Source organism: Krasilnikovia sp. MM14-A1004, from assembly GCF_047159485.1.
Lineage (GTDB): Bacteria > Actinomycetota > Actinomycetes > Mycobacteriales > Micromonosporaceae > Actinoplanes.
This window is the reverse complement of record NZ_AP038773.1, coordinates 7,123,430-7,148,689: the sequence shown is the minus strand read 5'-3', so window position 1 is coordinate 7,148,689 and position 25,260 is coordinate 7,123,430. Positions and strand designations below refer to the sequence as shown.

Below are 25,260 nucleotides of genomic sequence, written 5' to 3'. Positions count from 1 at the left end.
GATCACGGCTGCAGGAGACCGCCGAGCGGGTCGCCGCCGCCACCACCGGGATCCGTGGTGTCGCCCGGGGTCGGCGGGGCGGAGCTGCTCGGCGGCGTCGAGACCTGCGGCACGCTGATGAAGATGGTGACCGTGCCGCCCTTCGCGAGCCTGCGGCCCGCCTTCGGGTTCTGGTCGACCACGGTCCCCGGCGTGTCCGACGGGGGGCCGTCCGCTGTGGTGGCGCTCAGCCCGACGGCGTCCAGCGCGGCCCGCGCCTCCGCCTCGGTCTTGCCCTGCAGCGGCGGGACCTTCACCAGGTTGCCCTTGGAGATCTTCACCGTGATCTTCGTACCCGGCTTGACGTGCTGCCCGGCCTGCTCGACGGCGAGCACCGTGTTCGGTGCCGCGTTGCTGTCCACCTCGTCGAAGACCGGAACCAGGTGCGCCTTCGTCAGCTGGTTGGACGCGTACTCCTTCGTCGCGCCGTTGAGGTCGCCCGGGACCAGCACGAGCTCCGGGCCGGTGCACTCGGTGTAGGTGACGGCGGTGTCCACGGTGACCGACGCGTTCGGCGCCGGACTCTGATCGCTGACCTCCCCCGGCTTACAGTCCTCGCTGGTGTCCGGCGCAGCCGGTGTGACGTTGGTGAACCCCTTCGCCGTCAGGATCCGCTTCGCGTCCTCCGGCGTCTTGCCCGTCAGCGTCGGCATGGCGAACGTCGGCTTCTGCTGTTGTTGCTGCTCGCCGCCGTTGCCCTTGTTGTTGAGCCAGATGCCGACCCCGGCCGCCACGAGCGCCAGCACGGCCAGGGCCGACAGGATCGCCACGACGAACGACGAACTGCGCCGTTGCGGCTGCTGCGGCGGCATCGCGCCAGGGATCGGGCGGGTCATCGTGGTCTGGCCGGACTGCTGGTACATCGGTCCGCCCAGCGCCATGGTCTCCGCCTCGGACATCACCGGGGTGGCCATGACGGGACGGCCGGCGACCGCGCGCAACGCGTCCGCGCGCATCTCCTGCGCGCTCTGGTAGCGGTTGAGCGGGTTCTTCGCCAGCGCCTTGAGCACGATCGCGTCGACGTCCGGCGGCACCTCGCGGTTGACCTGGCTCGGCGCCCGCGGGTCCTCCCGTACGTGCTGGTAGGCCACGCTGACCGGGCTGTCGCCGGTGAACGGCGGGTGCCCGACGAGCAGCTCGAAGAGCACGCAGCCCGCGGCGTACACATCGGAGCGGGCGTCGACCGACTCGCCGCGGGCCTGCTCCGGGGAGAGGTACTGGGCCGTGCCGATGACCGCGCTGGTCTGCGTCATGGTGGTGGCGCCGCTGGCCAGGGCCCGCGCGATGCCGAAGTCCATGACCTTGACCTGGCCGTTCTGGGTCATCATCACGTTGCCGGGCTTGATGTCGCGGTGGATGATGCCGTGCCGGTGGCTGAACTCCAGCGCCGCGCAGATATCGGCGATGATCTCCAGGGCGCGGCGGGGCTGAATCCGCTGCTCGGCGGCCAGCACCTCCTTGAGCGTGCGGCCGTTCACGTACTCCATGACGATGAACGGCAGCTTCTCCCCGGTCGAGGAGACCTCCTCGCCGGTGTCGTAGACGGCGACGATCGCGGGGTGGTTGAGGGCCGCGGCGTTCTGCGCCTCGCGGCGGAAGCGTTCCTGGAACGTGGCGTCGCGGGCGAGGTCCGTACGCAGCATCTTGATCGCCACGTCGCGGCCGAGCCGGAGGTCGCGTCCGCGGTGGACCTCGGCCATGCCGCCGTATCCGAGCAGCTCGCCGACCTGGTACCTGCCACCGAGCAGGCGGGCCTGCGCCGTCATAGCGTCTGTCGTCCTTCGCTCGCGAGGTCCAGGCTGCGCGCTCCGCCAACCTGCTGAATAGCACGGTACGGCTCCACCGACGGTTCAGCAGCCACCGCCGCCGTGGGCTGGACAACACCCAGGGAGCTCGTATTGCCGTGATTGAGTAGGAAGGAGATGACTCCGCCGCACAGCAGGACCAGCAGGAACAGCACCACGGCCAGCACGATGAGCACCTGCCGGCTGCCCGAACTCTGCGGGGCCGGCTGCTTCTGGGGCGCCTGCGGCACGAGCGGTTGCGCGTACGGGCTGACCTGCGGCACGGACGCCGCGCCGCGCGCCTGACTGCCCGACACCGGTCGCGGCACCGGCGGGTACGGCGGCCGGGCCTGGCCCGACATCGGATGACCGGGCGGGCCGGACGACGGCGCCCCTGAATGCGGCCGGTTCGACACCGGCGCGGCGCCCTGCGGGCGGGTCATGGCCGGGCTGCCCGACTGGGGCCGGTTGAGCGGCACGGAGCCGTTGGGTACCGGCTGCTGCGCCGCGGTGGTCAGCGACGACGCGGCCTGCCGGGCCACCGCCGCCATCGCGGAGGCCGTGGGCCAGCGGGCGGCCGGGTCCTTGGCGAGCGCCCGGTCGACGATCGCGCGGACCGCGGGCGGGATGTCCGGGGGCAGCGGCCGCGGGATGTCGCGGACGTGCTTCATCGCGATCTCGATCGGGGTCGCCCCGTCGAACGGCCGGTGCCCGGAGAGGCACTGGTAGGCGACCACGCCGAGGGCGTACACATCGGACGCCGGGGTGGCCACACCGCCGGAGGCCTGCTCCGGCGAGATGTAGGAGGCCGTGCCCAGCACGGATCCCGCGACCGTGAGCTGGCCGACCAGCTCGGAGCGGGCGATGCCGAAGTCGGTGAGCACCAGGGTGCCGTTCGGGCGGACCAGCAGGTTGCCCGGCTTCACGTCGCGGTGCACGATGCCGTTCGCGTGCGCGGCCTGCAGGGCGTCCGCGGCCTGGGCGACCAGGGCCATCGTACGGCCGGGGGTGAGCCGGCCGACCCGGCTGAGGGTACGGGACAGGGCGTCACCCTCGACGTACTCCATGACCAGGAACGCGAGCTGCTGGTCGCTGCCGTAGTCGTAGACGTCGACCACGCCGGGGTGGTTGATCGTGGCCATGGTGCGGGCCTCGCCCCGGAACCGTTCCGCGAAGCCGGGCTCCTCCAGCAGGGCGGGCAGCAGGATCTTCACGGCGACCGTACGGCCGAGCACCTCGTCGGTGCCGCGCCACACGTCGCCCATGCCGCCGCCCGCGATGCGCTCGTCGAGGCGGTAGCGGCCACCGAGGGTCACGCCAGGGCTGATCATCTCAGTCCCCTCCCTGACCCGCCGCGGCCTTCATGATCAGCCCGGTGATCCGCGCGGCCTCGGCGCTGGCGTGGCCACCGGGCACGTTCTCCAGCATGACGCAGGCCGCGGAGACCGGTTCACCCTTGGAGTTGAACGCGAAGCCGATGAACCACCCGTGCGGGTCGGCCCCCTCGGCGTTCTGCGCCGTGCCGGTCTTGCCGCCGACCCGCATCCCGTCGATCTGCGCCCGCCGGCCGGTGCCGTTCTCGACGACGCTGACCATCATCTCCTGCAGCTTGCCCGCGACGTCGGAGTCGATCGGGGTCCGCAGGGTCTTCGGGTTCGCCGTGTAGAGCGGGCGCAGGCCCGGGCTGACCAGCTGCTGCACCAGGTACGGCCGCATCTGCTTGCCGCCGTTGGCCACGGTCGCCGCGATCAGCGCGCCCTGCAGGGCGGTCATCCGCACGTCACGCTGGCCGAGCGAGGACTGGGCGAGCGCGCCGACGTCGGTGCTGCCGTCCGGGTTCTGGATCTTTCCGGTGTGGCTGGCGGCGACCGGCAGGCCGCCGTCCTCCAGGTTGCCGACGGTCAGGTCGTCCTGCTCGAAGCCGAACGCCTGCGCCATCTGCTTCACCTTGTCGGCGCCGAGCTTGACGCCGAGCTGCGCGAACGCGGTGTTGCAGCTCGTGGTCAGCGCGTCCTTGAGAGTCGTCTTGGCGCCGGGGCAGACCTCGTCCTCGGCGTTGCGGATGACCGCGCCGCCGATGCGGTACTCCGAACCGGCGGGCAGCTCGGAGTTCACGTCGTAGCCGTTCTGCAGCGCGGCCGCCGAGATGATCGTCTTGAACGTCGAGCCGGGCGGCTCGGTCTCGTTGAGACCGCGGTTCAGCAGCGGCTGGTCCTTGTCCTTGATCAGCTTGTCGTACGCCGCCGCCGCGGTCTTCTTGTCGTGGCTGGTCAGCGGGTTCGGGTCGAAGCTGGGCATGGTCACCATGGCCTGGATCGCCCCGGTACGCGGGTCGATCGCGATCGCGGCACCCTTGCCGACGCCGCGCTCGTTGTTGACCAGCTCCCGGTACGCCACGGCCTGCGCCTTCGTCTTGAGGCTCAGCACGACGTTGCCGCCACCGGTCTTGTCGCCGGTGAACATGTCACTGATCCGGTCCGCGAACAGGGTGTCGCTGGTGCCCGCGAGGAATTCGTTCTCGCTGCGCTCGATGCCCGTGGCCGCGCCGTTGACCGGCTTGTACCCGACCACCGGGGCCCACGCCTCTACCTGCTTGCTCGGGTAGATCCGCTGGTACTTCAGGGTGCCGTCGGTGGGCTTGCTCTGCGCCAGCGGCTGTCCGTCGGCCTGGATCACGCCGCGCGCACGCTGGTACTCGGCGACCTGGACCCGGCCGTTGTAGTCGCTGGTGCGGTAGGCGTCCGCCTTGTACGCCTGCACGTAGTTGAGGTTCACGAACAGCAACCCGAACAGGACGAGGATGACCACGCCGGCCTTACGCAGTGGTGCGTTCACGGCTTGATCACCTCCGTCATGGCGCCGTGCAGCTGGGCGGGTGGCTGCTTGAGCCCGCCCGCCGGGGCGACCGGGCCACCGGTCTCGGGCCGCCGCGCAGCGTCGGAGATCCGCAGCAGCATCGCGATCAGCAGCCAGTTCGCCATCAGCGATGATCCGCCGGCGGACAGGAACGGCGTCGTCTGGCCGGTCAGCGGGATGAGTCCGGTGATACCACCCACGATGACGAAGACCTGCAAGCCGAGCGTGAACGCCAGGCCGCCCGCGACCAGCTTGCCGAACGAGTCGCGCACGCCGATCGCCGCGCGCAGCCCCCGCTCGACGATCAGCAGGTACGCCACGAGCAGCGCGGACAGCCCGAACAGGCCGATCTCCTCGCCGAGACCCGCGAAGATGAAGTCGGTACGTACCTCGGGCACCTGGCCGGGTGAGCCCGCGCCCGGGCCGGACCCGAACAGCCCGCCGGTGCCGAGGCCGAGCAGCCCCTGCACGAGCTGATAGCTGCCACCGACCGGCCGGCTGTAGAACTGGCTGCTGAACGGGTCGAGCCAGATCGAGGCGCGGTCGTAGAAGTTCTTGAACGGCCCGCCGACCGCCGCGCCCAGCAGGTACGCCACGTACACGCCGCCGAAGAACATCACCAGGCCGATGATCAGCCAGCTGGCTCGCTCGGTCGCCACGTACAGGGTGACGACGAACAGGCCGAAGTACAGCAGGGCGGTGCCGAGGTCCTTCTCGAAGACGAGCACGAGCAGGGAGAGCAGCCACACCGTGACGACCGGGCCGAGGTCGCGGCCGCGCGGGAAGTCGATGCCCATGAACCTGCGGCTGGCCAGCGACAGCACCTCACGCTTGCGGACCAGGTAGTAGGCGAAGAAGGAGACCAGGGCGATCTTGGCGAACTCGCCGGGCTGGATCGAGAACGGCCCCAGCTTGATCCACAGCTTGGCGCCGTTGACCTCCGAGAGGCTCGCGGGCAGCACCGCGGGGAGCATCACCAGCACGATGCCGACGAGGCCCAGGGTGTAGGCGTACTTCGAGACGACCTTGTGGTCGCGGATGACCAGCAGCAGGATCGCCGCCAGCATCAGCGCGCCCAGGGTCCAGGCGAGCTGGCGGCCGCCGGTGAGGGCGAACACCCCCGGAATGGCCTGCTTGTTGGCGATCGCCTTGGCCAGGTCGAGGCGGCGCAGGAACACCACGCCGATGCCGTTGATCAGCGCCACCGCCGGGAGCAGGACCGGATCCGCGTACGGGGCGGTGAAGCGCACCACCAGGTGCAGCCCGAGGAAGAGCAGGCCGAGCAGCGCCGCCGGCACCCAGAACGAGGAGCTGACCGCACCGAGCTGGTTCGCCTCGACGGTGGCCGCGAACACGGCCACCAGCAGCATCGCGAAGGCCAGCAACCCCAGCTCGGCGTTGCGCCGGGTCTTCGTTCCCGGGATACGCGACATCTCACCCGTGGTCGCGGGTGTGGCAGCCGGTACGGCGGGCGCGGTCAAGAAGGGGTCCCCAGACTTCGGTGTGTACGGGCGCTCAGTCGACCGTCCGGCACCCGACCGGATCGGTGGCCGGCGAGGCGGAGGTCGAGGCCTGAGCGTCCGGGGTGGTCACGGGCGCGGTGGCCGGCGTGGACGTGGCGATGGTCCGGCCGGGAACCGCTGCCTTCCCGGCCGCCGGCGGGGTGGTCTTCCCCGCCGCGGGTGACGTGGTCTTGTCCGCCGGCGGCGGAGTCTGCTCCGACGCGGTCGGGGCGGAGGTGGGTGCCGTGGTCTCGGACGGCGTGCCGCTGGGCGGGCAGATCGGCTTGAGGTTCGGGTTGGTCGGCACGTCACTGGTCAGTTCCGCGAGGCGGCGCCGCGCGTCCGGCCGGCTGTCGGCGTGGATGCCCTGCTTGACGCGGTCCTGCGCGACAGTGGTGAGGTCGTCCAGGCGGGCGGCGCTGGTCTCGTTGACGCTCGACAGGTCGAGACCCGCGATCTGTCCGGGTACGCCCCGGAAGATGGCGAGCTGACCGGCGGGCGTGGCACCGACGTAGTACTGGTCCTGGGTGTACTGCCAGCCCAGCCAGAGCCCGCCGCCCAGCGTGGCGAACAGCAGCAGCATGAGCATGCTGGTACGCACCGGGTGCCGCCGCGGCTCCGGATCCTCCCGGTCGTCCGCGGTGGCCTCGGGCTGGGCGGGCCGGGGCGCCTGCAACGCGGCCGCGCGGGCGGCGGCGCTGGAGCTGTCGGCACGGGTGGCGTTGCCCCTGTCGCGGGCGGCGGCACCGCCCACGATCGGGGCCTGCTCGACGATGTCCGCGTCGGTCGCGTCCGCCACCACCACGGTGATGTTGTCCGGGCCCCCGCCGCGCAGGGCGAGCTGCACCAGCCGTTCCACGCACTCCTGCGGGTCCGCGATGGTCGCCATGCTCTCGGCGATGGTCTCCGCGCTGACGACCCCGGAGAGACCGTCGCTGCAGATCAGATACCTGTCGCCCTTGAGCACCTGGCGGACCGAGTACTCGGGGTCGATGTCGCGGCCGTCCAGCGCGCGGGTCAACAGCGAACGCTGCGGGTGACTGCTGGCCTCCTCGGGGCTGATCCGCCCCTCGTCGACCAGCATCTGCACGTACGTGTCGTCCTTGGTGATCTGGGCGAATTCGCCGCCGCGCAGCAGGTACGCCCGGGAGTCGCCGATGTGCACCATGCCGAACTTGCTGCCGGAGAAGAGCACCGCGGTCAGCGTGGTGCCCATGCCCTCCAGGTGCGGGTTGGCGTCCACGGTGTCGCGCAGCTGCTGGTTGGCCGTGCCGACGGCGTGCCGGAGGGCGTCGACGAGCGCGTCGCCGGGGACGTCCTCGTCCAGCGGTGCCATGGCGGCGATGACGATGTTGCTGGCGACGTCACCGGCGGCCATGCCGCCCATGCCGTCGGCGACGGCGAGCAGCCGCGGTCCGGCGTAGACGGAATCCTGGTTTCCGTCTCGGATCAGACCGCGGTCGCTCTGGGCGGCGTAGCGCAGGGTCAGAGTCATGGCCGTAACTCGAGAGAAGTGCGGCCGATGCGAATCGGCACGCCAAGGGGGACGGGAGTGGGTCCGGAGACCTTACCGCGATCGAGATAGGTCCCGTTCGTCGAGCCGAGATCCTCGACGAACCACTGACCGTCCCGCGGCACCAGACGGGCGTGCCGGGCCGACGCGTAGTCATCCGTGATGACCAGGGTCGAGTCTTCGGCTCGACCGATCGTGATCTGGGCTTCACCCAGAGTGATTCGCGTCCCGGCCAACTGGCCGGCGGTCACGACGAGTTGCCGTGCCGCTTTACCGCGCTTCGCCTTGGCCGGACGGCCCTGCAGCACCGCGCCACCCACCCCCCGAGGGCTGGCGACGATGCTCTTGGAGCGGACCCCGGCGAAGAGGTCCCGGCGGATGACCCCGACCACCGTGAACACGAAGATCCACAGGAGGATGAGGAACCCGAACCGGGCGACGGTGAGGACGAATTCGGGCAAGGTGACTAGCCGTCCACTCGGAACGTCAGCGTGGTGGTGCCGAGCTGGATCATGTCGCCGGGGTTGAGTGCCACGGCGGAGACCCGCTGGCCGTTGACCATCGTGCCGTTCGTCGAGCCGAGATCGGTCAGCACCACCTGGCTGCCGTCGTAGTCGAGCCGGGCGTGCCGGCGCGAGATGCCGACGTCGGGCAGGCGCAGGTTGGCCTGGTCGCCGCGGCCGATCACCGTCGAGCCCATCTGCAACGGGTACGTCCGACCGTCGCCGGACACCAGGCCGACGTTGCGCCCGTTGTGCCCGTGCTGCTGGTAGCCGCCCTGCTGCTGGTCGTACGGCGAGTAGGCCGGGGCCGCGTCGTACGACGGCTGCTGCACCGGGGCGACCTCGCCGCCGGTGTACACCTCCGCCGTGACGCGGAACATGCCGGTGTCCAGCCCGTCGCCGCGCTCGATCTCGACGATGACGTCGCCGTAGACGGTCCACGCCTGTTCGCCGATGAACTCCGCCTGGGACTGCGCGAGTTCCTGAGCCAGCGCGGCCGCGTACGGCGCCAGCCGGCTGTGGTCGTAGGGCGAGAGGTCAATCACGTACCGGTTGGGTACCAGGGTTCGGCCACCCGCCAGGATGGCCTTGTGTGCCTCGGCCTCCCGCTGCATGGCATTCAGAATCTCCACCGGGTGCACGACACCCTTGAACACCTTCGCGAAGGCCCCTTCCACCAGGCCTTCCAACCGCTTCTCGAAGCGCTGCAGCACGCTCACCGGCTCCTCCTCGGGTTCCGAGGACATGATGGTATCCGGCCGCCGCTCGCGCATCTCGCGCCAACTGCAGCCGGCACTTCTGACCCTCGTATGACAGCCCGCGACGCCGTGCTAATCTCTCCTGGCGTCACGGGGCGTTATCTGCTCGCTGTGTGACGTGGGACAGCGTAGTCTGTCGCACCTAGTAATCGGCAACAAGGCCACGGGGATGTGGCGGAATGGCAGACGCGCACGGTTCAGGTCCGTGTGTCCGAAAGGACGTGGGGGTTCAACTCCCCCCATCCCCACCACCGAGAAGGGCTCCGCGATGATCGCGGGGCCCTTCTTCTTTGATCAGTACGGCCCGCCCGACCGCGCGGCCCGAACGAGTGAAAACCCAGGTGTGAGCACCATCGCGTTATGCTCGCCTCTGATTTTCCCCGTCCCCGCAGACTCGGAGTGTCGTACGTGGCAGTCGCCCTGGTAACCGGTTCCGGCGGTCTGATCGGCTCCGAGGCGGTCCGGCACTTCGCCGGGCTCGGCCTCGACGTCGTCGGCATCGACAACGACATGCGCCAGGAGTTCTTCGGACCCGAGGCGTCGACCGCGTGGAACGTGCGCCGCCTCGCCGACGAGCTCGGCACCGCGTACACCCATCAGGGGATCGATCTGCGCGACAGGGACGCGCTGGCGAAGATCTTCACGCACTACGGCCGCGACATCGCGGTGGTGATCCACACCGCCGCGCAGCCGTCACACGACTGGGCTGTGCGCGACCCGTTCACCGACTTCGACGTCAACGCGGTCGGCACCCTCAACGTGCTACAGAACGTGCGCGAGCACTGCATCGACGCACCCGTGATCCACTGCTCCACCAACAAGGTGTACGGCGACCGGCCCAACTCGCTGCCCTACACCGAGCTGGAGACCCGCTGGGAGCTGGAACCGGACCATCCGTACTACGACGGCATTACCGAGGACATGTCGATCGACCAGTGCCTGCACTCGGTCTTCGGCGCCTCCAAAGTTGCGGCCGACGTCATGGTCCAGGAGTACGGCCGCTACTTCGACATGAAGACCGCCCTGTTCCGGGGCGGCACGCTGACCGGTCCGGCCCACTCGGCCACCGAGCTGCACGGCTTCCTCGCGTACATGATGCGCTGCAACATGGAGCGCCGCACCTACCGGATGTTCGGCTACAAGGGCAAGCAGGTCCGCGACGCGATCCACAGCCACGACGTGGTCTCCGCCTTCGAGGCGGTGTTCCGCAACCCGCGCTCGGCGGCCGTCTACAACCTCGGCGGCGGGCGGCACTCGCACACCTCGATGCTGGAGGCGTTCGCGCTCGCCGAGGAGATCACGGGCCAGGAGATGATCACCGAGTACGTCGAGGAGAACCGGGTCGGCGACCACATCTGGTGGGTCGGCTCCAACGCCGCGTTCCAGGCCGACTACCCGGACTGGAAGCAGGTCTACGACGTACCGATGATCCTGCGCGAGATCTACGAGGCGAACGTCGACAAGTGGGTGCCCGGCCAGTGATCGCCCAGGGCAAGCGCAGCGTCCTCGGCGTCCTGGTCGACGCGGTCGACTACGAGGCCGCCACGGAACAGATCGTGACGGCCGCCCGGGAACGCCGGCACTTCGCGGTCACCGCGCTGGCGGTGCACGGCGTGATGACCGGCGTGCAGGACCCCGCCCACAACGCCCGGCTCAACTCGTTCGACCTGGTCACCCCGGATGGTCAGCCCGTGCGCTGGGCGCTCAATCTGGTGCACGGCGCCCAGCTCGCCGACCGCGTGTACGGCCCCACCCTCACCCTGAAGGTGGTGGAGCGCGCCGCCGCCGAGGGCCTGCCGGTCTACCTGTACGGCTCCACCCAGCCGACGCTGGACCGCCTGGTGCCCGCCCTGGAGGGCATGTTCCCCGCCCTGAAGATCGCCGGGGTCGAGGCGTCGAAGTTCCGCTCGGTGCAGCCGGGCGAGGACGCCGAGATCGCCGAACGGATCAAGGCGTCCGGAGCCCGGGTCGTCCTGGTCGGTCTCGGCTGCCCCCGCCAGGAGGTCTTCGCGTACGCGATGCGCCCCCTGCTGGACATGCCGCTGCTGGCCGTGGGTGCCGCCTTCGACTACCACGCCGGCCTGCTGAAGAACCCGCCCCCATGGATGCAGAAGTACGCGCTGGAGTGGCTGTGGCGGCTCGGCCTGGAGCCCAAACGGCTGTGGAAGCGGTACGTGCTGCTCAATCCGGCGTACCTGGCGCGCCTGGCCGCGCAGAAGTCCGGCCTGTGGCGGGCCCGCCCGCCGGCGCCCGCGACCGAGCCGGTGCCCACCTTCGCGGTCTGAGGAAAGCGCGGGCCCGATGCCGGGGCCCCGCCGCGTCGCCGCTGGGGAACCCCGGCCGACCTCCCCAGGTCGGGTCCGCGCCGCCCGTCCGGCGGCTGGCACCCGACATTAGGACAAGCCCCACCGCCGCAACAGGGCTCACTGTCCACATCGCCCATTGGGCTGAGCGCCCGGAGCACCGCAACAGCCGCGAATCATGCCTAACGGACTGTGCGGACAGCGACCCCTACGGGTACGGCTCCGGACATCACCCGGTTTCGCGCCGCGCGCCGCGGGTGAAGTCTGACTGGGTGAACATCGCCGTGGACCTCACCCTCGCGGGTACCCTCGCCGGGATCTGGCTGGCCGCCGGGTTGCTGGCCGACGCCCTGCCGACCGCGCGCTCCACCCGCGAACTCCGTCGGCGCGCCGGGACGCTGATCCTGTTCGTGCTGGCCGGGACGGCGGTGTTCGTCGCCGTACCCGTCGTGACCGGTGTGGTCGCGGGACCGTCCGCGGCCGCCACGGCGGCGGTGCTTCCCGCCGTACCCGCGGTGGTCGTGCTGGGCACGACGCTGCGCCGGCTGAGCGCCCTGCGCCGCGGCGCGGGCACGTTCGCCACCGCGCCGCGCGCCCCGCTGCCGCCCGCGCTGCGCGCGGCGGCCGCGCACCCGCTGATCGCCACCCCGCTGCAGGCGACCGGCATCGCCGCCCTGGTCGGCCTCCCCATCGCCGCCTTCGGGATGCCGGTCGCCCCGGGCGGGAACCTCGCGGCGATCGCGATCACGCTGGCCGGGCTGGCGGTCGTCGCCGTCGGCGTCCGCCACGCCCTGCGGCACAGCAGGCTCAGCCTGCTGGTCCTCGCGCCGATCCGGCGGCGTGCGACCAGGATCGGCTGACATGGGTACGGTCCGGGCCCGCACCGACCGGCTCGCCGGTCAGCCGCCGCGCTTGGCTTCCTGCACGTAGAGCAGTTCGAGGATCGAGCGCGCCGCCTCGAACCAGCGGTCCAGCCAGTCCGAGGGGGGCATGGTGCCGCGCGCCGGCAGTTCCAGCAGCAGGCCGCGCAGCAGCGGGTGGTCCGCCATCGACATGTTCGGTGCGACAGCCCGGCTCGACTCCATGGCCCGGCTCGACTCGATGGCTCGGCCCGGCTCGATGGTCCGGCCCGGCTCGATCGGCCGGCTCGGCTCGATGGCCCGGCTCTGCTCGTGCCAGGCGGACGGCGGCGGGAAGACCGGCTCGGTCAGGCCGTGCAGGTCCAGTGACGGCAGCTTGGCGGCCCGGTCCAGCGCGCTGGTCGGTTCGAGGCTCTGTGACATGCCGGGTGATCGGGTCGGCAGACCCGAGGGCAGGCTCGGCGGACCGCCCCGGCCGAGCAGCTCGGCATCGGTGCTCTCGGCGGACAACGCCTCACGCCGGTTCTGCCGGTACGCGTTCACCCCGCCGCTGAACCGGTCCTGCGCCGAGGAGGCGCCGTTGTTCAGGTTCTCGGAAATCGTCATCAGTTCCGCCTGCCTCGCTCGCCGTGTGGCGCCCGCCCCGCCAGACCGCGGCAATGAGTGGGTTCCGGCGCGGTCCGGTCCGCGCTTGGTGCGTTCAACGAGGCGGGGTGGGATGGGGCGACGGCGGCGCGGGTGGGCAAATGTGGACGGACGGCACGCCGCATTCGCCGACGGCTGGCTTGCCAGGGAGCATTGTCCCGGACAAGCCGACCGCCCGGCGCCGAGAGGACGACTCAGAGGTCGAACTCGCCGTCCTTGGCTCCGTCGACGAATGCGTCCCACTCCGCGGCAGTGAAGATCAGGGCAGGGCCCTGCGGATTCTTGGAATCGCGCACCGCGATCGCCTCGTCGACGAAGGCGACCTCGACGCAGTTGTCACAGTTCGGTCCGCTACGGCTGCTCTTGAACCACTGTGCGCGGCTCAGATCGATCCGGAAACCCTTGGTCTCGATTTCCACAATGGCTCCTCTACCAGCATTTCGATCATCTCAGTGGACGCCTCGGGGGTGAGGGCGGTCGCCTGGATGGTGTCGAAGATGGAGCCGTACTTCTGCAGTTCGTCGCTTTTCTCCAGGAACAGTCCACCTGTCGCGTTCTCCGCGTACACGACGGCGGGGTCCTGGTCGTCGGGGAAGTCGAGGATCGCGAAGGTCCCGTCCATGCCGGCGTGGGCCCCTGCGGCGAACGGCAGCACCTGCAGGGTCACGTTCGGCAACTTCGCGGCCTCGACCAGGCGGACGAGCTGATCCCGCATCACCTCGTCACCGCCGACCGGGCGACTCAGTACGGCTTCATCCAGCACCACCCAAAGATCGATCGGATCGTCCTGGATCAATAACGATTGCCGAGCCATGCGGACGTGGACTCTGCGGTCGATTTCCATCTGCGTGTCACCCGATCGAGCGGCTTGGATCATCGCCGCCGCGTACTCCTCGCTTTGCAGTAGTCCGGGAATCACCTGCTGCTCATACGCGCGCACCGAAGAAGCCGCCGCCTCAAGTCCGACATATGCCCCGACCAGAACGGTGCTGTAGGGGTGCCACCACCCCTTTTGCCGCGCCTCGCGAGCAATTTGCACCAATTCCTCCGAAGCGGCTCCTTCGACACCGTAAATGTCCAACATGTCCTTTACATCGCGAGGAGTGGCGCTCGTGTGCCCCGTTTCGATTCGGGACACCTTCGACGGTGAGCATCCGAGTCGGTCCGCCACCACGTCGATGGTCACACTGGCTGATTCGCGGTATTTGCGGAGCTCAGCCCCGAGCCGGCGGCGACGGATCGTAGGACTGCGACGCTGGATCACACTGAACCTCCGGGAAACTGCGCCACATCTACGGGGGATCGGCACGATTTCCCCCCGACGGCGGCGTCGATGCCAGTCTGTCTGTTGATCTCTTGATCCTTCAAGCGTGTAGCGTGATCAAATAGTCACGGACGGCTGACATGCAACTTGCATCGATCGGATCGGTAGTGCAATCTTTCTGTAGGCCGCGCGTCACCTAATGTTCCGGGCGACATGACTTACTGGGATGACTGCCTTACTGACATGACTGGCGACGAGGCCGGGCCGACGCACCGCACGCAGAAGTGACGCCGTTTCGCGGGGCGCTGGTCGAGCGTTGGTCCTGGGTGGACCCCGCCGGGAAGTTCGTCCCGGACCGCCTGCGACTTCAGCCCGACCGGCGGAGGCGACGTTTCCGTAACCGCCATGATGATTGGCATCATCGGATGGTTGCAAATGAGCATGACCTGGGCACACTGGAGCATCTGCGTCCACTGTGCAGCCAAGCGTTCACCCCGAGACGAGATCAGAACAGGAGCTGACGTGCTTCCTCGGTCCGGTGATGTCATCCACGTGACGAAGGCCGCGAGCGTCCAATTCTCCGCGCCGATGCTGTTCCGGGTGATCAGGGTTCACGACTGGCCGACCTACGAAGGATGGGTCTGGCTCGACGGATACGAGCTCAACTCCGCCGGCGACGCCGTCGAGCGCCGGTCGATCTTCGTTCAGGCCAATGGCCTGCGCCAGGTCGGCAAGGCGCCCGACCCGCGCGCCCGCAACGGCCGCCAGCCCGGCCTGACCTCGGGCGCGGTCCCGGCCCGGGCGCTGCGCACCAACCGCTGACCGGCCCCGCTCGCCCCGGAAACACGTTCGCCGAGGTCAGCCGCCGTTGGGCTGGCCTGAGGTGCCGGTCGGAGTCGATGACGGCACGGCGGACGAGGCGGGCGGAGCCGCGACGATGAGCGTCACCGTGGTGTCCGGCGGTACCTGCTGACCCTCGGCCGGATCGCTGTCGATGACGGTGCCGGCTGGTGAGTCGCTGCGCATGAACCGTATCCGGTACGCCAGGCCCGTCCGCTCGAGCGCCTGCCGCGCGTCCTGCACGGAGAGTCCCTTGAGGGCCGGAACGGTGACCTCGGTCGGCGGCTCCGTGGTCGCAGGCGTGCTGGTGGTGGGGGCGGAGGACGGTGCCGTCGACGGCGGTGACGACGGGGCCGAGGACGGTGCCGTCGACGGGGGCGCCGCCGCGGAGGTGGTGACCACGGGCGCGGGCACCTCGTCGTCGTGACGCACCGCCCGCAGGATCTGGTAGACGCCCCACCCGAGCAGCGCCAGCAACGCCACCACGATGAATCCCACCAGGACCGGCATCCACCAGCGGCCGCGCGGCTCCCGCGCGGCCGGGATCGCCCACTCCTCCCGGGTGTCGCCCATCGCGGCGCTCGGCCGGGGTGGGCGTACCTCGGCCCGTCCGCCCCACGCGGCTCCCCAACCGGCGGCACTGCCGGAACTGGGCAGCACCGCCGTCGCGTCGTCGCCCCGCGAACCGGGCAGGACCGCGGTCGCGTCGTCGCCCGTCGAACCCATGACCCTGGTCGCGTCGTCCGCTACCGGCCGCACCGCCGTCGCGTCATCGCCTGCCGGAGTCGGCATGACAGTGGTCGCGTCGTCCACGGGCGCACCCGGCCGCACCGCCGTCGCGTCATCGCCCACCGGAGTCGGCATGACCGTGGTCGCGTCATCCCCCGCCGGAGTAGGCATGGGCGTGGTCGCGTCATCCCCCGCCGGAGTCGGCATGGGCGTGGTCGGGTCGTCGCCCGCGGGCGGGCCGGACGCCGACACGGTCGGCTCGTCGCCGGGGGGTGGGCCCGCGGTCTGCGCTGTCGGCTCGTCATCGGCGGGCAGGGCTGGCATCGCCGCCGTCTCGTCCGCGCCTGCCATCCGATCGGTGTTGCCGGGCCCGGCGGCGTCGCCCGTTCGGGGGCCGTCGTCCGGGTGGTTTCCGGCGACCGGGCCGGGGCCGGAAGAGTGCGTCTTGTCCGGTTCGGACCCTTCGCCGACGGGTTCGCGGCGCCGCCCCTGCTCGTCGGACATCGCCGCATCCTCTCCCTCGCACCTGCCGGGGCTCAACGTAACCCGTGCCGGCCGTGCCGCGCGGTATCCGACGGCAAAGCCGCAGCGTGACCTTGTTGCGGCGGACGGCGACGGATTCGCAGGCATCGTCACCTGCCGCTACAGTGCCCCGCATGGCCGACAGGGGCAGAACAGTGCAGGCCGGCGCCGCGGCCGGGATCGCCGCGGGGACCGGCGCCGCCCAGCTGGGCCTCGGGTACGGCCTGGGCGTCATCGAATGGCCGACCGTCGCGGGCGTCGACGACAGCGTCTGGCTGGGCAGTCTGGGCTGGGCGACGTGGATCGCGGCCAGCGCCACCGTGTTCGGAGCGGTCCTCGCGGGCCGGATGCCGACGCGTCACGGCGGTCCGTGGCGACTCGCGCTCGCCGGCGCCGCCGCGATCGGGGCGCTGCTGACCGTCGCGCTCATCGCGTTGCCCGCCCGTGCCGCGGTCCGTCCGGACACGTTCTCGCCGCAGACCGTCGCCGCTGGGTACGCCTTGCTGGGCGTGCTGCTCGGGCTCGTCGTCGCGTACTGGGCCGTGGTGTCCCGGCCGGTCGCGGCGAACCTCGTGGCCACCGCGAGCTGGCTGTGGATCCTCGCCGCGGCTGCGGTCGTCGCGGAGCTGACCCTGCACCGGCCGTCGGCCACCTACCTGAACAGCTGGCAGTTCGCCGCACCCATCACCCGGTACGGCATCGTCGCCCTGCCCAGCGCGCTGCTCACGCTGCTGGCCGCCGCGATCCTCGGGGTGATCGGCGTCGTCGGAGCCGTACGACGCGGTGACCGGGGTGTCGGCGCCGCCACGTCCGGCGCGGTCGGGCCGCTGCTGGTGGCGCTGGCGTTCCTGGCCCTGGCGCCGCAACTGACCGGTTCACTGGGCTCGCTCGAGTCGGCCTACCTCATCGCCCCGTATGCGGTGATCTCCGGACTTGCCGGGTCCGCGGCGAGCGTCGCGCTCGCGGAACGGCGGGCCAGGTCCCGGGCGCTCGCCGGGCGCGGGGTGGCCGTGCCGGGCCAGGCGGCCCCGGTCGACGACGCGGCGCCCACGGGCCGGTGGATCCGGCGGTCCGCGTCGGCGCGGGGCAACACGCCGGCGAGCAGCACTGAGCAGGGCGACGACTCGGACCCTGCAGCGGCCGGCAAAGCCACCACCGTCCGGGCGAGCGCCACCGCGCCGGCAAAGTCCGCACGAGGTAAGGCGACGGCTGCCCGGAAGGATCAGGGCGACGCGACGTCCTCCGCCGGCGGATCCGCCAAAGGCACGCCCGCATCAGCCACGAGCGCATCAGGCACGGCATCGGGCACGCCCGCATCAGGCACGGCATCGGGCCCGCCAGGGAAGGCCGCGCCGGGACGGGCCGCCGCAGGGCAAGCCGCCGCAGGGCAAGCCGCCGGACAGGCCGCGGCGGTACAGGCCACAGCGGGGCCAGGCAAGTCCGCTCCCGCCAAGACCCCGTCCGGCAAGGCCGCGACGGCCAGGCAGTCGAGGAAGTCGGCGCCCGGCCAGACGGCCCCTGCTCAGCCAGGTCCCGGCCAGGCAGGCCAAGCAGGTCAAACAGGCCAGCCAGGCCAGGCACGACAGGCAGGGCAGGCAAGCTCCGGCCAGAAAGGTCCCGGCCAGGCAGGCTCCAGCCAGAAAGGTCCCGGCCAGGCAGGCTCCGGACAGGCGGGGTCGCGCCCGGCAGGTGCGGGCCAGGCGGCGCCGTCGGCGGTGTCCGGCCGGGGCACGTCGCCCGTACCGATGTCCTCGCTGCCGACCGCACCACCCCCGACCGCTCCTCCGCCGACGGCGCCGCCGCCGACCGCGCCCCGGCCCGAACCAAGGCCCACACCGGTGCCGAATCCGGCGCCCGGCCAGAAGGCCGTGGGCCGAGCCACGGCATCGTCGGAAGGGTCGCGGCAGGACACGTCGCGTTCCACGGTCGCGCCGCCTCCGGCGGAACCGCCCGTGGCCGAGATCAACCCGGGCGGCCCGGCCGCCGAGCCGAAGCGGGGCCTCCTGCGCCGGCTCGGACGCCGTTCCGGCCAGGACGACACCGACGCCTGATCAGCGACGGCCGCTACCGGCCACAGTGGACACTGGTCATCCGACGGGCCAGGTGTGTACGGGATCGTTGGTGTGCTGCAACTCGATGTAGCGCAGCAGCATCTCGTGCAACGCCGGGCCCCGGTCCAGCCCGCGCTGCTGCTCGGCAAACCGGACGGTCTCGGTCTGCCAGGTCGCGCCGTTGCGGCCGGTACGGCAGCGGCCCTCGATGATCGCCAGCAGCCGGTCCCGGTGCACCGGGGCGACGCCGAACTTGTCCAGCCCGGCGGCCGCCTTGGGCAGCAGCTGGTCGAGCACCAGGTCGGTGACCGCGACGTCGCCGAGGCGCGGCCAGTGCACGGTCGCCTCGATCCCCCGCCGCGCCGCGACGTGGAAGTTGTCCGCCGCGGCCGCGAACGTCAGCTGGGTCCAGATCGGGCGTTCCTCCTCGGCGAGCTGGCGGGCCAGACCGAAGTAGAACGCGGCGTTGGCCATCATGTCGGCCACGGTCGGCCCGGACGGCAGCACGCGGTTCTCCACGCGCAGGTGCGGGCGGCCGTTCGAGACGTCGTAGACGGGGCGGTTCCAGCGGTAGACCGTGCCGTTGTGCAGGCGCAGCTCGCCGAGCTGGGGTACGTCGCCGTCGTGCAGGACCACCACCGGGTCCTCGTCGTCGAGCACGGGCAGGAGTGGCGGGAAGTAGCGGACGTTCTCCTCGAACAGGTCGAACACCGAGGTGATCCACCGCTCGCCGAACCAGACCCGGGGCCGCACGCCTTGGGCCTTGAGTTCTTCGGGTCGGGTGTCTGTCGCCTGCTGGAACAGGGCGATCCTGGTTTCCGCCCACAGCCTCCGGCCGTACAGATAGGGCGAATTCGCCCCCACCGCGACCTGGACCGCGGCCAGTGCCTGCGACGCGTTCCAGTACGAGGCGAACCGGTCCGGCGGCACCTGCATGTGGAACTGCACGCTGGTGCAGGCCGCCTCGGGCGCGATGGAGTCGTTCGCGGCCTGCAGCCGTTCGATGCCCCGGATGTCGACCGCGAACTGTTCGCCGCGGGCGCCGGCGATCTGGTCGTTGAGCGCCTTGTAGCGCTCGTTGGCGGACAGGTTGCCCTCCACCAGGTGTTCGGGCGCGAGGGTGGGGAGGATGCCGACGAGGACGATGGTGCTGTCGGACTTCTCCGCGCGGTCGTCGGCGCGGCCCAGACTCTCCAGGATGGTCCGTTCGTATTCGGCGAATCCGTCGCCGCAGATCAGCCGGGGCCGGGCGTTGAGTTCCAGGTTGAACTGGCCGAGTTCGGTCTGGAATGCGGGATCGCCCAGGTTCGCGAGAATTTCGGCGTTGCACATCGCCGGTTCCGCGTCGGCGTCCATGAGGTTGAGCTCGATTTCGAGCCCGGTCATCCGGTTCTCGCCCTCGAATGCGGCGGCGTCGAGCATGAGTGCGAGCACGTCGAGGCATCGGCGAACTTTCTGCCGATACCGGGCACGATCCTCCTTGGAGAAGGCTGCGTCGGAGAGGTCCTTGCCCATCTGCCCTCCCGGCACGGTGCGGCGTGAGTCTCTCACGCTAGGTGGTTGCCGACTTCCACGACAGGGACAAAAGCGGACTTCGATCACCACTCTGTGAGCGAACGCACGCGTTCGGTTCACCTTGCCATCCCTGCGGGGCCACCCGCTAGTTGTGCCGCGGAATACGCAGACGGCGCCGATCCCCCCACGGGAGCGGCGCCGTCCGGTTCTGCAGTGACGTCAGGCCTGGCGAATGGCCTCGCCCTCGATCTCGATCTTGATCTTCTTACCGATCATGACGCCACCGGTTTCCAGCGCCATGTTGTAAGTCAGACCCCATTCCTCGCGGTCGATCTCGGTGGTGGCGCTGAAACCGAACACATCGAATCCGTACGGGCTGCGCCCGACGCCCTCGAATTCGACGACCAGCTCGACCGGCCGGGTGATCCCCTTGATGGTCAACTCGCCGTCCAGAACGAACTCGTTGCCCTCGAACGACTTGATGCCGGTGCTGCGGTACTCCATGGTCGGGTACTTCTCCGCCTCGAAGAAGTCGCCCGTCCGCAGGTGCTTGTCGCGGTCGTCCTGGCCGGTGCGGACGCTGTCGGTCTGGATGGTGGCGACGACGGAGGACTGCAACGGGTCCTCGGCGATCGTGACGGTGGCACTCGCGGTGGCGAACTCGCCCCGCACCTTGCTGACCATGAGATGGCGCACCACGAAGCCGACGCGCTTGTGCGCCGCGTCGAGCTCGTACGTCCCGGCGGCGGGGATCTGCAGGCCCTGGAACTCGCGGGTGGTGGCGACGGACTCGGTCATGACTATGTCCTCTCGGAGCGGGGTGCCGGGCCAGTTGCCCGGAGCCTCGGTTGGTGATGTTGTTTGACGTAGCAACTATACGCTCCGCAATATTCCGTCTGTCAAGTGCCCGGTGTTACCCTGGTTGGGTGCGTACCAACCTCGATGACCCCCGGTTCACGGCCGTCGGCCTCTTCGCCGAGGCGTACACGGGCCTGACCACCCGATTCGCCGCTCAGTTCGAGCAGCATCACCTCTCCCCGGTCGAGTTCGAAGTGCTCATGCGCCTCGCCCGCTCGCCCGGTCAGCGACTGCGGATGACCGATCTGGCCGGGCAGACCTCGCTGTCCACCAGCGGTGTCACCCGCGTCGTCGACCGCATGGACCGCGACGGCCTGGTCCGGCGGGAGGCCTGCCCCAGCGATCGCCGCAGCTCGTACGCGGTGATCACGGAGCCCGGCCTGGATCGGCTCGACGAGGTGCTGCCCGGGCACCTCGAACTGGTCCAGCAGTGGTTCATCGGCCAGCTCGAACCGGACCAGCTCAACCAGATGCTGGAAGCCCTGCGGATCGTCCGGGACGCGGTGAACCCGTGTGCCACCGCCGGGAGTACCGGGGCTGACGTCGAGGCGTTCACCGCACCTCGTCAGTAACCGGCAGAACTACCGGCAGAACCGGCGGACGCCGTGGTCGAAACCGCTTCATCCCGACCAAATCGCTGATCACCCGCGGCTAGGGTGATCAGCCGGGGGGAGGCGGCGCGACCGGTACGAACATTGACCCGACGGGGGAGTCATCGTTCTCGCCGCCTGCCAGTACGGGTGTGGCGACCGGCGCGCCGGGGGCGGATCAGCGCCGGTCGTCCCCCGCGCCGGGTGACGTGCGCGTGCGGTCAGGCGACGTCCGGATCATCGGCCGGCACCTCACTCGCCGACAACGCGCCGGCCGCACGTAGACCCGCGCGCTCCCAGGGCAGCAGCGTCGTACCCGTCGCCGCGCACAGCTCCGTGAGGCGGGCGTACGCGTCGCGCCGTACCTCGGGGTCGGGTGTGCTGGAGACCAGGCCGACCAGGGCCGCGACCAGATCCCGCGGGTCCATGCCCGCCGTGCAGGCCTCCGCCGCCCGAGCGAAGCAGGCGGCCGCGCGCGCGCCCTTGCCGCGACCCGCCGCGATGCCGCCGTCCAGCAACGCCGCGGAGAACCGCTCGCTCGGTGCCTGCGCACCGGGAAAGCCGCTGCCCGGCAGCTCCGCGCCGGCGAGCGCCCCGCACGGGGCCGAGGCAGCCCCCGCATCCCACTCGTCGCGCACGGCGACCGCCTCGGCGAACCGGCCCGCCCGCGCCAGGGCCAGACCGATGGTCGCCAGCACGCGGCGCCGGTGGTTCGGGGCGGCCAGGCCCACCGCGTCCAGCTCGGCGACCGCCCGGCGGCCGAGCCGTTCCGCATCCTCGGTGCGGCCGTCCAGGCGGGCCAGCTCGGCCGACGCCGCCAGCGCCGCCGCGCGCAGCCGGTACTCGCCGCAGCGCCGGGCCAGCCGCTCGACCTCGGCCAGGCGCCGGCGCGCCGCCGCCAGATCACCGACCCGGACCTCGTGCCAGCTCAGATGATGTTGGGCGACCGCCATGTCGCGCAGCCGGGCGTGCCGCCGGGCCAGCGCCAACGCGGCCTCGGCGTGCCCGCGGGCCTGCTCGAATCCGCCCGCGCCCGGATTCGGTACGGCCAGCAGCAGATGCGCGGTCACCTGCCCGGCCGGGTCGCCGAGCCGCTCGAAACCCGCCAGCGCGGCCCGGGCCGCGTCCCGCTCCTGCGGCCCGGCCCCGTGCTCGGGGGCCAGCTGGGCCAGGCCCGCGTGCGCCCAGGCCCGCACCGCGGGGTCGGCGTCGGCGGTACGCGGGTCGTCGAGCAGCCGCCGCAGCCACTGGCGGCCGGTCACCTCCCGCGACCGGAACCGCCACCAGCAGGGCAGCGCCGCCGCGATGCGCAGCGCGGTGTGCGGGTCGTCCCCCGCCGCGAACGTCAACGCCGCGCCCAGATCCCCCGCCACGTCGTCGAGGCGGGCCGCCGCCGCGGCGAGGTCGCCGCCGACCAGATCCGGCGCCACCTGCTGCGCCAGGTCGGCCAGTACGGCGGCGTGGCGGCGCCGGAACCCGCTCAGCTCGCCCTTCGCGGCCGCCCGCTCCGTGCCGAAGTCGCGTACCACGTCCAGCAGCCGGAACCGGGAGGACCGGGTGCCGCGCACGCTGAGCAGGCCGAGAGCCAGCAGCCGGTCCAGCACGTGCACCACGTCCGTGCCGGCGGTCGGGCCGTCCGCCAGCATCTGTTCCGCCAGCCGCAGCGACCAGCGGTGCCGGAACATGGACAGGCGGCGCAGGGCGTCGCGCTCGGCGCGGTTCAGCAGGCGGTAGCTGGCGGCCACCGCGTCGCGCAGGGACACCACGGTCTCGGGCGGCGAGGCGGCGGCCCGGGACAGGTCCAGGACGCGGTCGCCGTACCGGTCGAGGATCTCGGCGACGGTCAGCACCCGGCCGCGGGCGGCGGCCAGCTCGATCGCCAGCGGCAGGCCGCCGAGCCGCCGGACCAGGGTCACCACGGCCGCGACCTCGTCGGGACCCACCGGCGTACGGCCGACCCGGGCGAGCCGGTCCAGGAACAGCGCGACCGCCGGGTACGCGGCCGCATCGCCGGCCGTCGCCCCCGCCTCCGCCGGTGGCGCGACCAGGGGCGCCACCGGCCGGACCCGTTCGTCGGGCAGGCCCACGGAGTGCCGCCCGGTGGCCAGGAAACGCAGGTGGGGTACGCGTCCGCGCAGCCACGACAGCGCGTCGGCGACCGCGTCGGGGGATCGCTCGACCGCGTCGACGAGCAGCACCGCAGACCGGCCCGCCAGCCGCGCGGGCAGGTCCTCGGGGCGGCCCACCCCGAACACGGCGGCCACCCCGCCGAGGATCTCCCCGGCCGTGGAGCCGTCCGTGACGACGATGCCCGCGACCCCGGCCGGATGGGCGGCGGCGATCCGGTGCGCCACCACGAGCGCCAGCACGGTCTTGCCCACCCCGGCCAGGCCGACCAGGGTGATCCCGCCGGGGCGCTCCCGGGCAACCGGGCCGTCGTCGAACGCCGGGCGGGCCAGCTCGTCGACCAGTTCGTCGACGTCGGCGTCGCGGCCGATCAGCTCGCCCGCCGGGGGCAGCCGGACGACCGGCGGCGGCTCCGCCGGGGCCGGCGCGGGGACGGACGCGGGTGACGCCGGATGGCCGCGAGCGGCACCCAGGAACTCCGCGCGGCCGGCCCCGGTCAGACCGAGCGCGTCGGCCAGCAGGACAGCGGTGGTGCGTTGCGGCCGCGCGGCCCGGCCGCGTTCCAGGTCGCGCACGGTACGCACGCCGATGGCCGCGCGGGCCGCCAGCTCCGCCTGGGTGAGGCCGACCCGTTTCCGGTAGCTGCGCAGCACGGCGCCGAAGCGCGCACCCGGCTCGCCGGCGCCGTGCTCGGAGGTCATTCCATGAACCTAGGCACCTGCGTCGATGCGCGCTGACCCGGGAGGGCCGGGTGTCGGGGATCGGACCGAGGCCCGGTCGGATCCCCTACATGCCCGTCACAGACCCAGGTCACGCGAGATGATCATGCGCTGCACCTCGGAGGTGCCCTCGCCGACCTCCAGGATCTTCGCGTCGCGGTAGAAGCGGCCCACCGCGGACTCGTTCATGAAGCCGTACCCGCCGTGGACCTGGGTGGCGTAGCGGGCGTTGTCCATCGCGGCGTTGCTGGCGTGCAGCTTCGCGACCGCGGCGTACCGCTTGAAGTCCTCGCCGGCCAGCATCCGGGACGCGGCGTCGTAGTAGCCGACCCGCGCGGTGTGCGCGCGCAGCTCCATGTCGGCGATCAGGAACTGGACGGCCTGGTAGTTGCCGATCGGCTGGCCGAACGCCTGGCGCTGCTTGGCGTACGCGACGGACTCGTCCACGCAGCCCTGAGCGAGGCCCACGGACAGCGCGGCGATGGCGATCCGGCCCTCGTCGAGGATCCGCAGGAACTGCGCGAAGCCCCGGCCGCGCTGGCCGAGCAGGTTCTCCGCGGGCACCCGCACGTCGTCGAACGACAGCTCGTGGGTGTCGGAGGCGCACCAGCCGACCTTCGAGTAGCCCGGCGCGACAGTGAAGCCCGGGGTGCCCGACGGCACGATGATGGTCGACAGCTCCTTGCTGCCGTCCGGCCGGGTGCCGGTCGCCGCCATCACGGTGACCAGGGCGGTGATGTCGGTGCCGGAGTTGGTGATGAACGCCTTGGAGCCGTTGATGACCCACTCGTTCGTCTTCTCGTCGAGCACCGCGCGGGTCGCGATCGCGGCCGCGTCTGAACCCGAGCCCGGCTCGGTGAGACCGAACGCGGCCAGGTTCTCGCCGCTGGTCAGCTGCGGCAACCAGCGGGCCTTCTGCTCGGCCGTACCGAATCGGTGGATCGGCATGGCACCCAGCGAGACCGCCGCTTCCAGGGTGATCGCGACGCTGGAGTCGACCCTGGCCAGCTCCTCCAGGGCGAGACACAGGGCGAAGTAGTCGCCGCCCATGCCGCCGTGCTCCTCCGGGAACGGCAACCCGAACAGGCCCATCTTGCCCATCTGCCGGATCAGCTCGTACGGGAAAGTCTTGTGCTCGTAGTGCTCCGCGATCACGGGAGCGACCTGCTCGCGGGCGAACTCCTGCACGCTGGCGCGCAGTGCCTCCTGCTCCTCGCTGAGCCGGAAGTCGACCATGACGGTGCCTTTCTCTGAAGAGGTGGTGACCTCTGTGAGAGTGGTG

General features: G+C 71.3%; 21 protein-coding genes and 1 tRNA gene. 7 read left to right on the top strand and 15 right to left on the bottom strand.

From position 1 onward, the window contains the following. Nucleotides 1-2 precede the first annotated feature (2 nt). From pknB to ACMCNN_RS31265, 7 genes are all read right to left on the bottom strand, one after another. The gene (gene pknB / locus ACMCNN_RS31295; protein WP_412744037.1) at nucleotides 3-1,805 is read right to left on the bottom strand and encodes a Stk1 family PASTA domain-containing Ser/Thr kinase; all 1,803 of its coding nucleotides are present in this window, start codon (nucleotides 1,803-1,805) and stop codon (nucleotides 3-5) included. After that, nucleotides 1,802-3,154 (bottom strand): protein kinase domain-containing protein, encoded by a 1,353-nt coding sequence (locus ACMCNN_RS31290; protein ID WP_412744036.1) that lies wholly within the window; start codon nucleotides 3,152-3,154, stop codon nucleotides 1,802-1,804. The genes pknB and ACMCNN_RS31290 overlap by 4 nt, the downstream gene beginning before the upstream one ends. A gap of 1 nt (nucleotide 3,155) precedes the next feature. Continuing rightward, nucleotides 3,156-4,658, bottom strand: a complete 1,503-nt coding sequence (locus tag ACMCNN_RS31285) for a penicillin-binding transpeptidase domain-containing protein (RefSeq protein ID WP_412744035.1) — start codon at nucleotides 4,656-4,658, stop codon at nucleotides 3,156-3,158. Further along, the gene (locus tag ACMCNN_RS31280; protein WP_412747346.1) at nucleotides 4,655-6,112 is read right to left on the bottom strand and encodes an FtsW/RodA/SpoVE family cell cycle protein; all 1,458 of its coding nucleotides are present in this window, start codon (nucleotides 6,110-6,112) and stop codon (nucleotides 4,655-4,657) included. Before ACMCNN_RS31280 ends, ACMCNN_RS31285 begins: the two co-directional genes overlap by 4 nt. Nucleotides 6,113-6,194: 82 nt before the next feature. Beyond that, the gene (locus ACMCNN_RS31275; protein ID WP_412744034.1) at nucleotides 6,195-7,676 is read right to left on the bottom strand and encodes a protein phosphatase 2C domain-containing protein; all 1,482 of its coding nucleotides are present in this window, start codon (nucleotides 7,674-7,676) and stop codon (nucleotides 6,195-6,197) included. After that, a complete protein-coding gene (locus tag ACMCNN_RS31270; protein ID WP_130509811.1) occupies nucleotides 7,673-8,155 on the bottom strand; it encodes an FHA domain-containing protein in 483 nt (160 codons plus the stop codon). Before ACMCNN_RS31270 ends, ACMCNN_RS31275 begins: the two co-directional genes overlap by 4 nt. Nucleotides 8,156-8,160: 5 nt before the next feature. Continuing rightward, nucleotides 8,161-8,943: an FhaA domain-containing protein gene (locus ACMCNN_RS31265; RefSeq protein WP_130509812.1), complete on the bottom strand. Its 783-nt coding sequence runs from the start codon at nucleotides 8,941-8,943 to the stop codon at nucleotides 8,161-8,163. Between the two features lie 177 nt (nucleotides 8,944-9,120). On the opposite strand from ACMCNN_RS31265, the gene ACMCNN_RS31260 reads away from it, so the two are divergent. From ACMCNN_RS31260 to ACMCNN_RS31245, 4 genes are all read left to right on the top strand, one after another. After that, nucleotides 9,121-9,206 (top strand) — tRNA-Leu (locus ACMCNN_RS31260). 157 nt (nucleotides 9,207-9,363) lie between these two features. After that, nucleotides 9,364-10,437: an NAD-dependent epimerase/dehydratase family protein gene (locus ACMCNN_RS31255; protein ID WP_412744033.1), complete on the top strand. Its 1,074-nt coding sequence runs from the start codon at nucleotides 9,364-9,366 to the stop codon at nucleotides 10,435-10,437. Further along, nucleotides 10,419-11,240 (top strand): WecB/TagA/CpsF family glycosyltransferase, encoded by an 822-nt coding sequence (locus ACMCNN_RS31250; RefSeq protein ID WP_412744032.1) that lies wholly within the window; start codon nucleotides 10,419-10,421, stop codon nucleotides 11,238-11,240. Before ACMCNN_RS31255 ends, ACMCNN_RS31250 begins: the two co-directional genes overlap by 19 nt. A 290-nt stretch (nucleotides 11,241-11,530) precedes the next feature. After that, entirely contained in the window at nucleotides 11,531-12,118 is a 588-nt protein-coding gene (locus ACMCNN_RS31245; RefSeq protein WP_412744031.1) for a hypothetical protein, read from the top strand. 39 nt (nucleotides 12,119-12,157) lie between these two features. Here the strand turns inward: ACMCNN_RS31245 and ACMCNN_RS31240 are convergent, their stop codons facing one another. The 3 genes from ACMCNN_RS31240 to ACMCNN_RS31230 form a co-directional block, all read right to left on the bottom strand. After that, nucleotides 12,158-12,727 carry a hypothetical protein gene (locus ACMCNN_RS31240; RefSeq protein ID WP_412747345.1) on the bottom strand — a complete coding sequence of 190 codons (570 nt, stop codon included), beginning with the start codon at nucleotides 12,725-12,727 and terminating at the stop codon, nucleotides 12,158-12,160. Between the two features lie 230 nt (nucleotides 12,728-12,957). Then, nucleotides 12,958-13,176, bottom strand: coding sequence for a DUF397 domain-containing protein (locus tag ACMCNN_RS31235; RefSeq protein ID WP_412747344.1), 219 nt, complete (start codon nucleotides 13,174-13,176; stop codon nucleotides 12,958-12,960). Next, nucleotides 13,146-14,027 (bottom strand): helix-turn-helix domain-containing protein, encoded by an 882-nt coding sequence (locus tag ACMCNN_RS31230; RefSeq protein WP_412744030.1) that lies wholly within the window; start codon nucleotides 14,025-14,027, stop codon nucleotides 13,146-13,148. Before ACMCNN_RS31230 ends, ACMCNN_RS31235 begins: the two co-directional genes overlap by 31 nt. Nucleotides 14,028-14,549: 522 nt before the next feature. Between ACMCNN_RS31230 and ACMCNN_RS31225 the strand changes: the two genes are divergently transcribed. After that, on the top strand, nucleotides 14,550-14,849 hold the full coding sequence (locus ACMCNN_RS31225) for a hypothetical protein (RefSeq protein WP_130509817.1): 300 nt from the start codon (nucleotides 14,550-14,552) through the stop codon (nucleotides 14,847-14,849). Nucleotides 14,850-14,885: 36 nt separating this feature from the next. Here the strand turns inward: ACMCNN_RS31225 and ACMCNN_RS31220 are convergent, their stop codons facing one another. Continuing rightward, entirely contained in the window at nucleotides 14,886-16,100 is a 1,215-nt protein-coding gene (locus tag ACMCNN_RS31220; RefSeq protein WP_412744029.1) for a PASTA domain-containing protein, read from the bottom strand. A gap of 152 nt (nucleotides 16,101-16,252) precedes the next feature. Here ACMCNN_RS31220 and ACMCNN_RS31215 point away from each other — a divergent pair, with 152 nt between their 5' ends. Continuing rightward, complete coding sequence (locus ACMCNN_RS31215; protein ID WP_412744028.1) at nucleotides 16,253-18,169, top strand: Hansenula MRAKII killer toxin-resistant protein 1; 1,917 nt, start codon at nucleotides 16,253-16,255, stop codon at nucleotides 18,167-18,169. 36 nt (nucleotides 18,170-18,205) lie between these two features. Here ACMCNN_RS31215 and ACMCNN_RS31210 read toward each other — a convergent pair whose 3' ends face one another. Together ACMCNN_RS31210 and ACMCNN_RS31205 are read right to left on the bottom strand one after the other, a co-directional pair. Next, nucleotides 18,206-19,684 carry a glutamate-cysteine ligase family protein gene (locus ACMCNN_RS31210; protein ID WP_412744027.1) on the bottom strand — a complete coding sequence of 493 codons (1,479 nt, stop codon included), beginning with the start codon at nucleotides 19,682-19,684 and terminating at the stop codon, nucleotides 18,206-18,208. 219 nt (nucleotides 19,685-19,903) lie between these two features. Then, the gene (locus tag ACMCNN_RS31205) at nucleotides 19,904-20,482 is read right to left on the bottom strand and encodes a YceI family protein (RefSeq protein WP_412744026.1); all 579 of its coding nucleotides are present in this window, start codon (nucleotides 20,480-20,482) and stop codon (nucleotides 19,904-19,906) included. Nucleotides 20,483-20,610: 128 nt separating this feature from the next. On the opposite strand from ACMCNN_RS31205, the gene ACMCNN_RS31200 reads away from it, so the two are divergent. Then, nucleotides 20,611-21,114, top strand: a complete 504-nt coding sequence (locus tag ACMCNN_RS31200; RefSeq protein WP_412744025.1) for a MarR family winged helix-turn-helix transcriptional regulator — start codon at nucleotides 20,611-20,613, stop codon at nucleotides 21,112-21,114. Between the two features lie 239 nt (nucleotides 21,115-21,353). Here ACMCNN_RS31200 and ACMCNN_RS31195 read toward each other — a convergent pair whose 3' ends face one another. Both ACMCNN_RS31195 and ACMCNN_RS31190 read right to left on the bottom strand, forming a co-directional pair. Further along, on the bottom strand, nucleotides 21,354-23,960 hold the full coding sequence (locus ACMCNN_RS31195; protein WP_412744024.1) for an ATP-binding protein: 2,607 nt from the start codon (nucleotides 23,958-23,960) through the stop codon (nucleotides 21,354-21,356). Nucleotides 23,961-24,056: 96 nt separating this feature from the next. Continuing rightward, nucleotides 24,057-25,214 carry an acyl-CoA dehydrogenase family protein gene (locus tag ACMCNN_RS31190; RefSeq protein ID WP_412744023.1) on the bottom strand — a complete coding sequence of 386 codons (1,158 nt, stop codon included), beginning with the start codon at nucleotides 25,212-25,214 and terminating at the stop codon, nucleotides 24,057-24,059. Nucleotides 25,215-25,260: the final 46 nt, after the last annotated feature.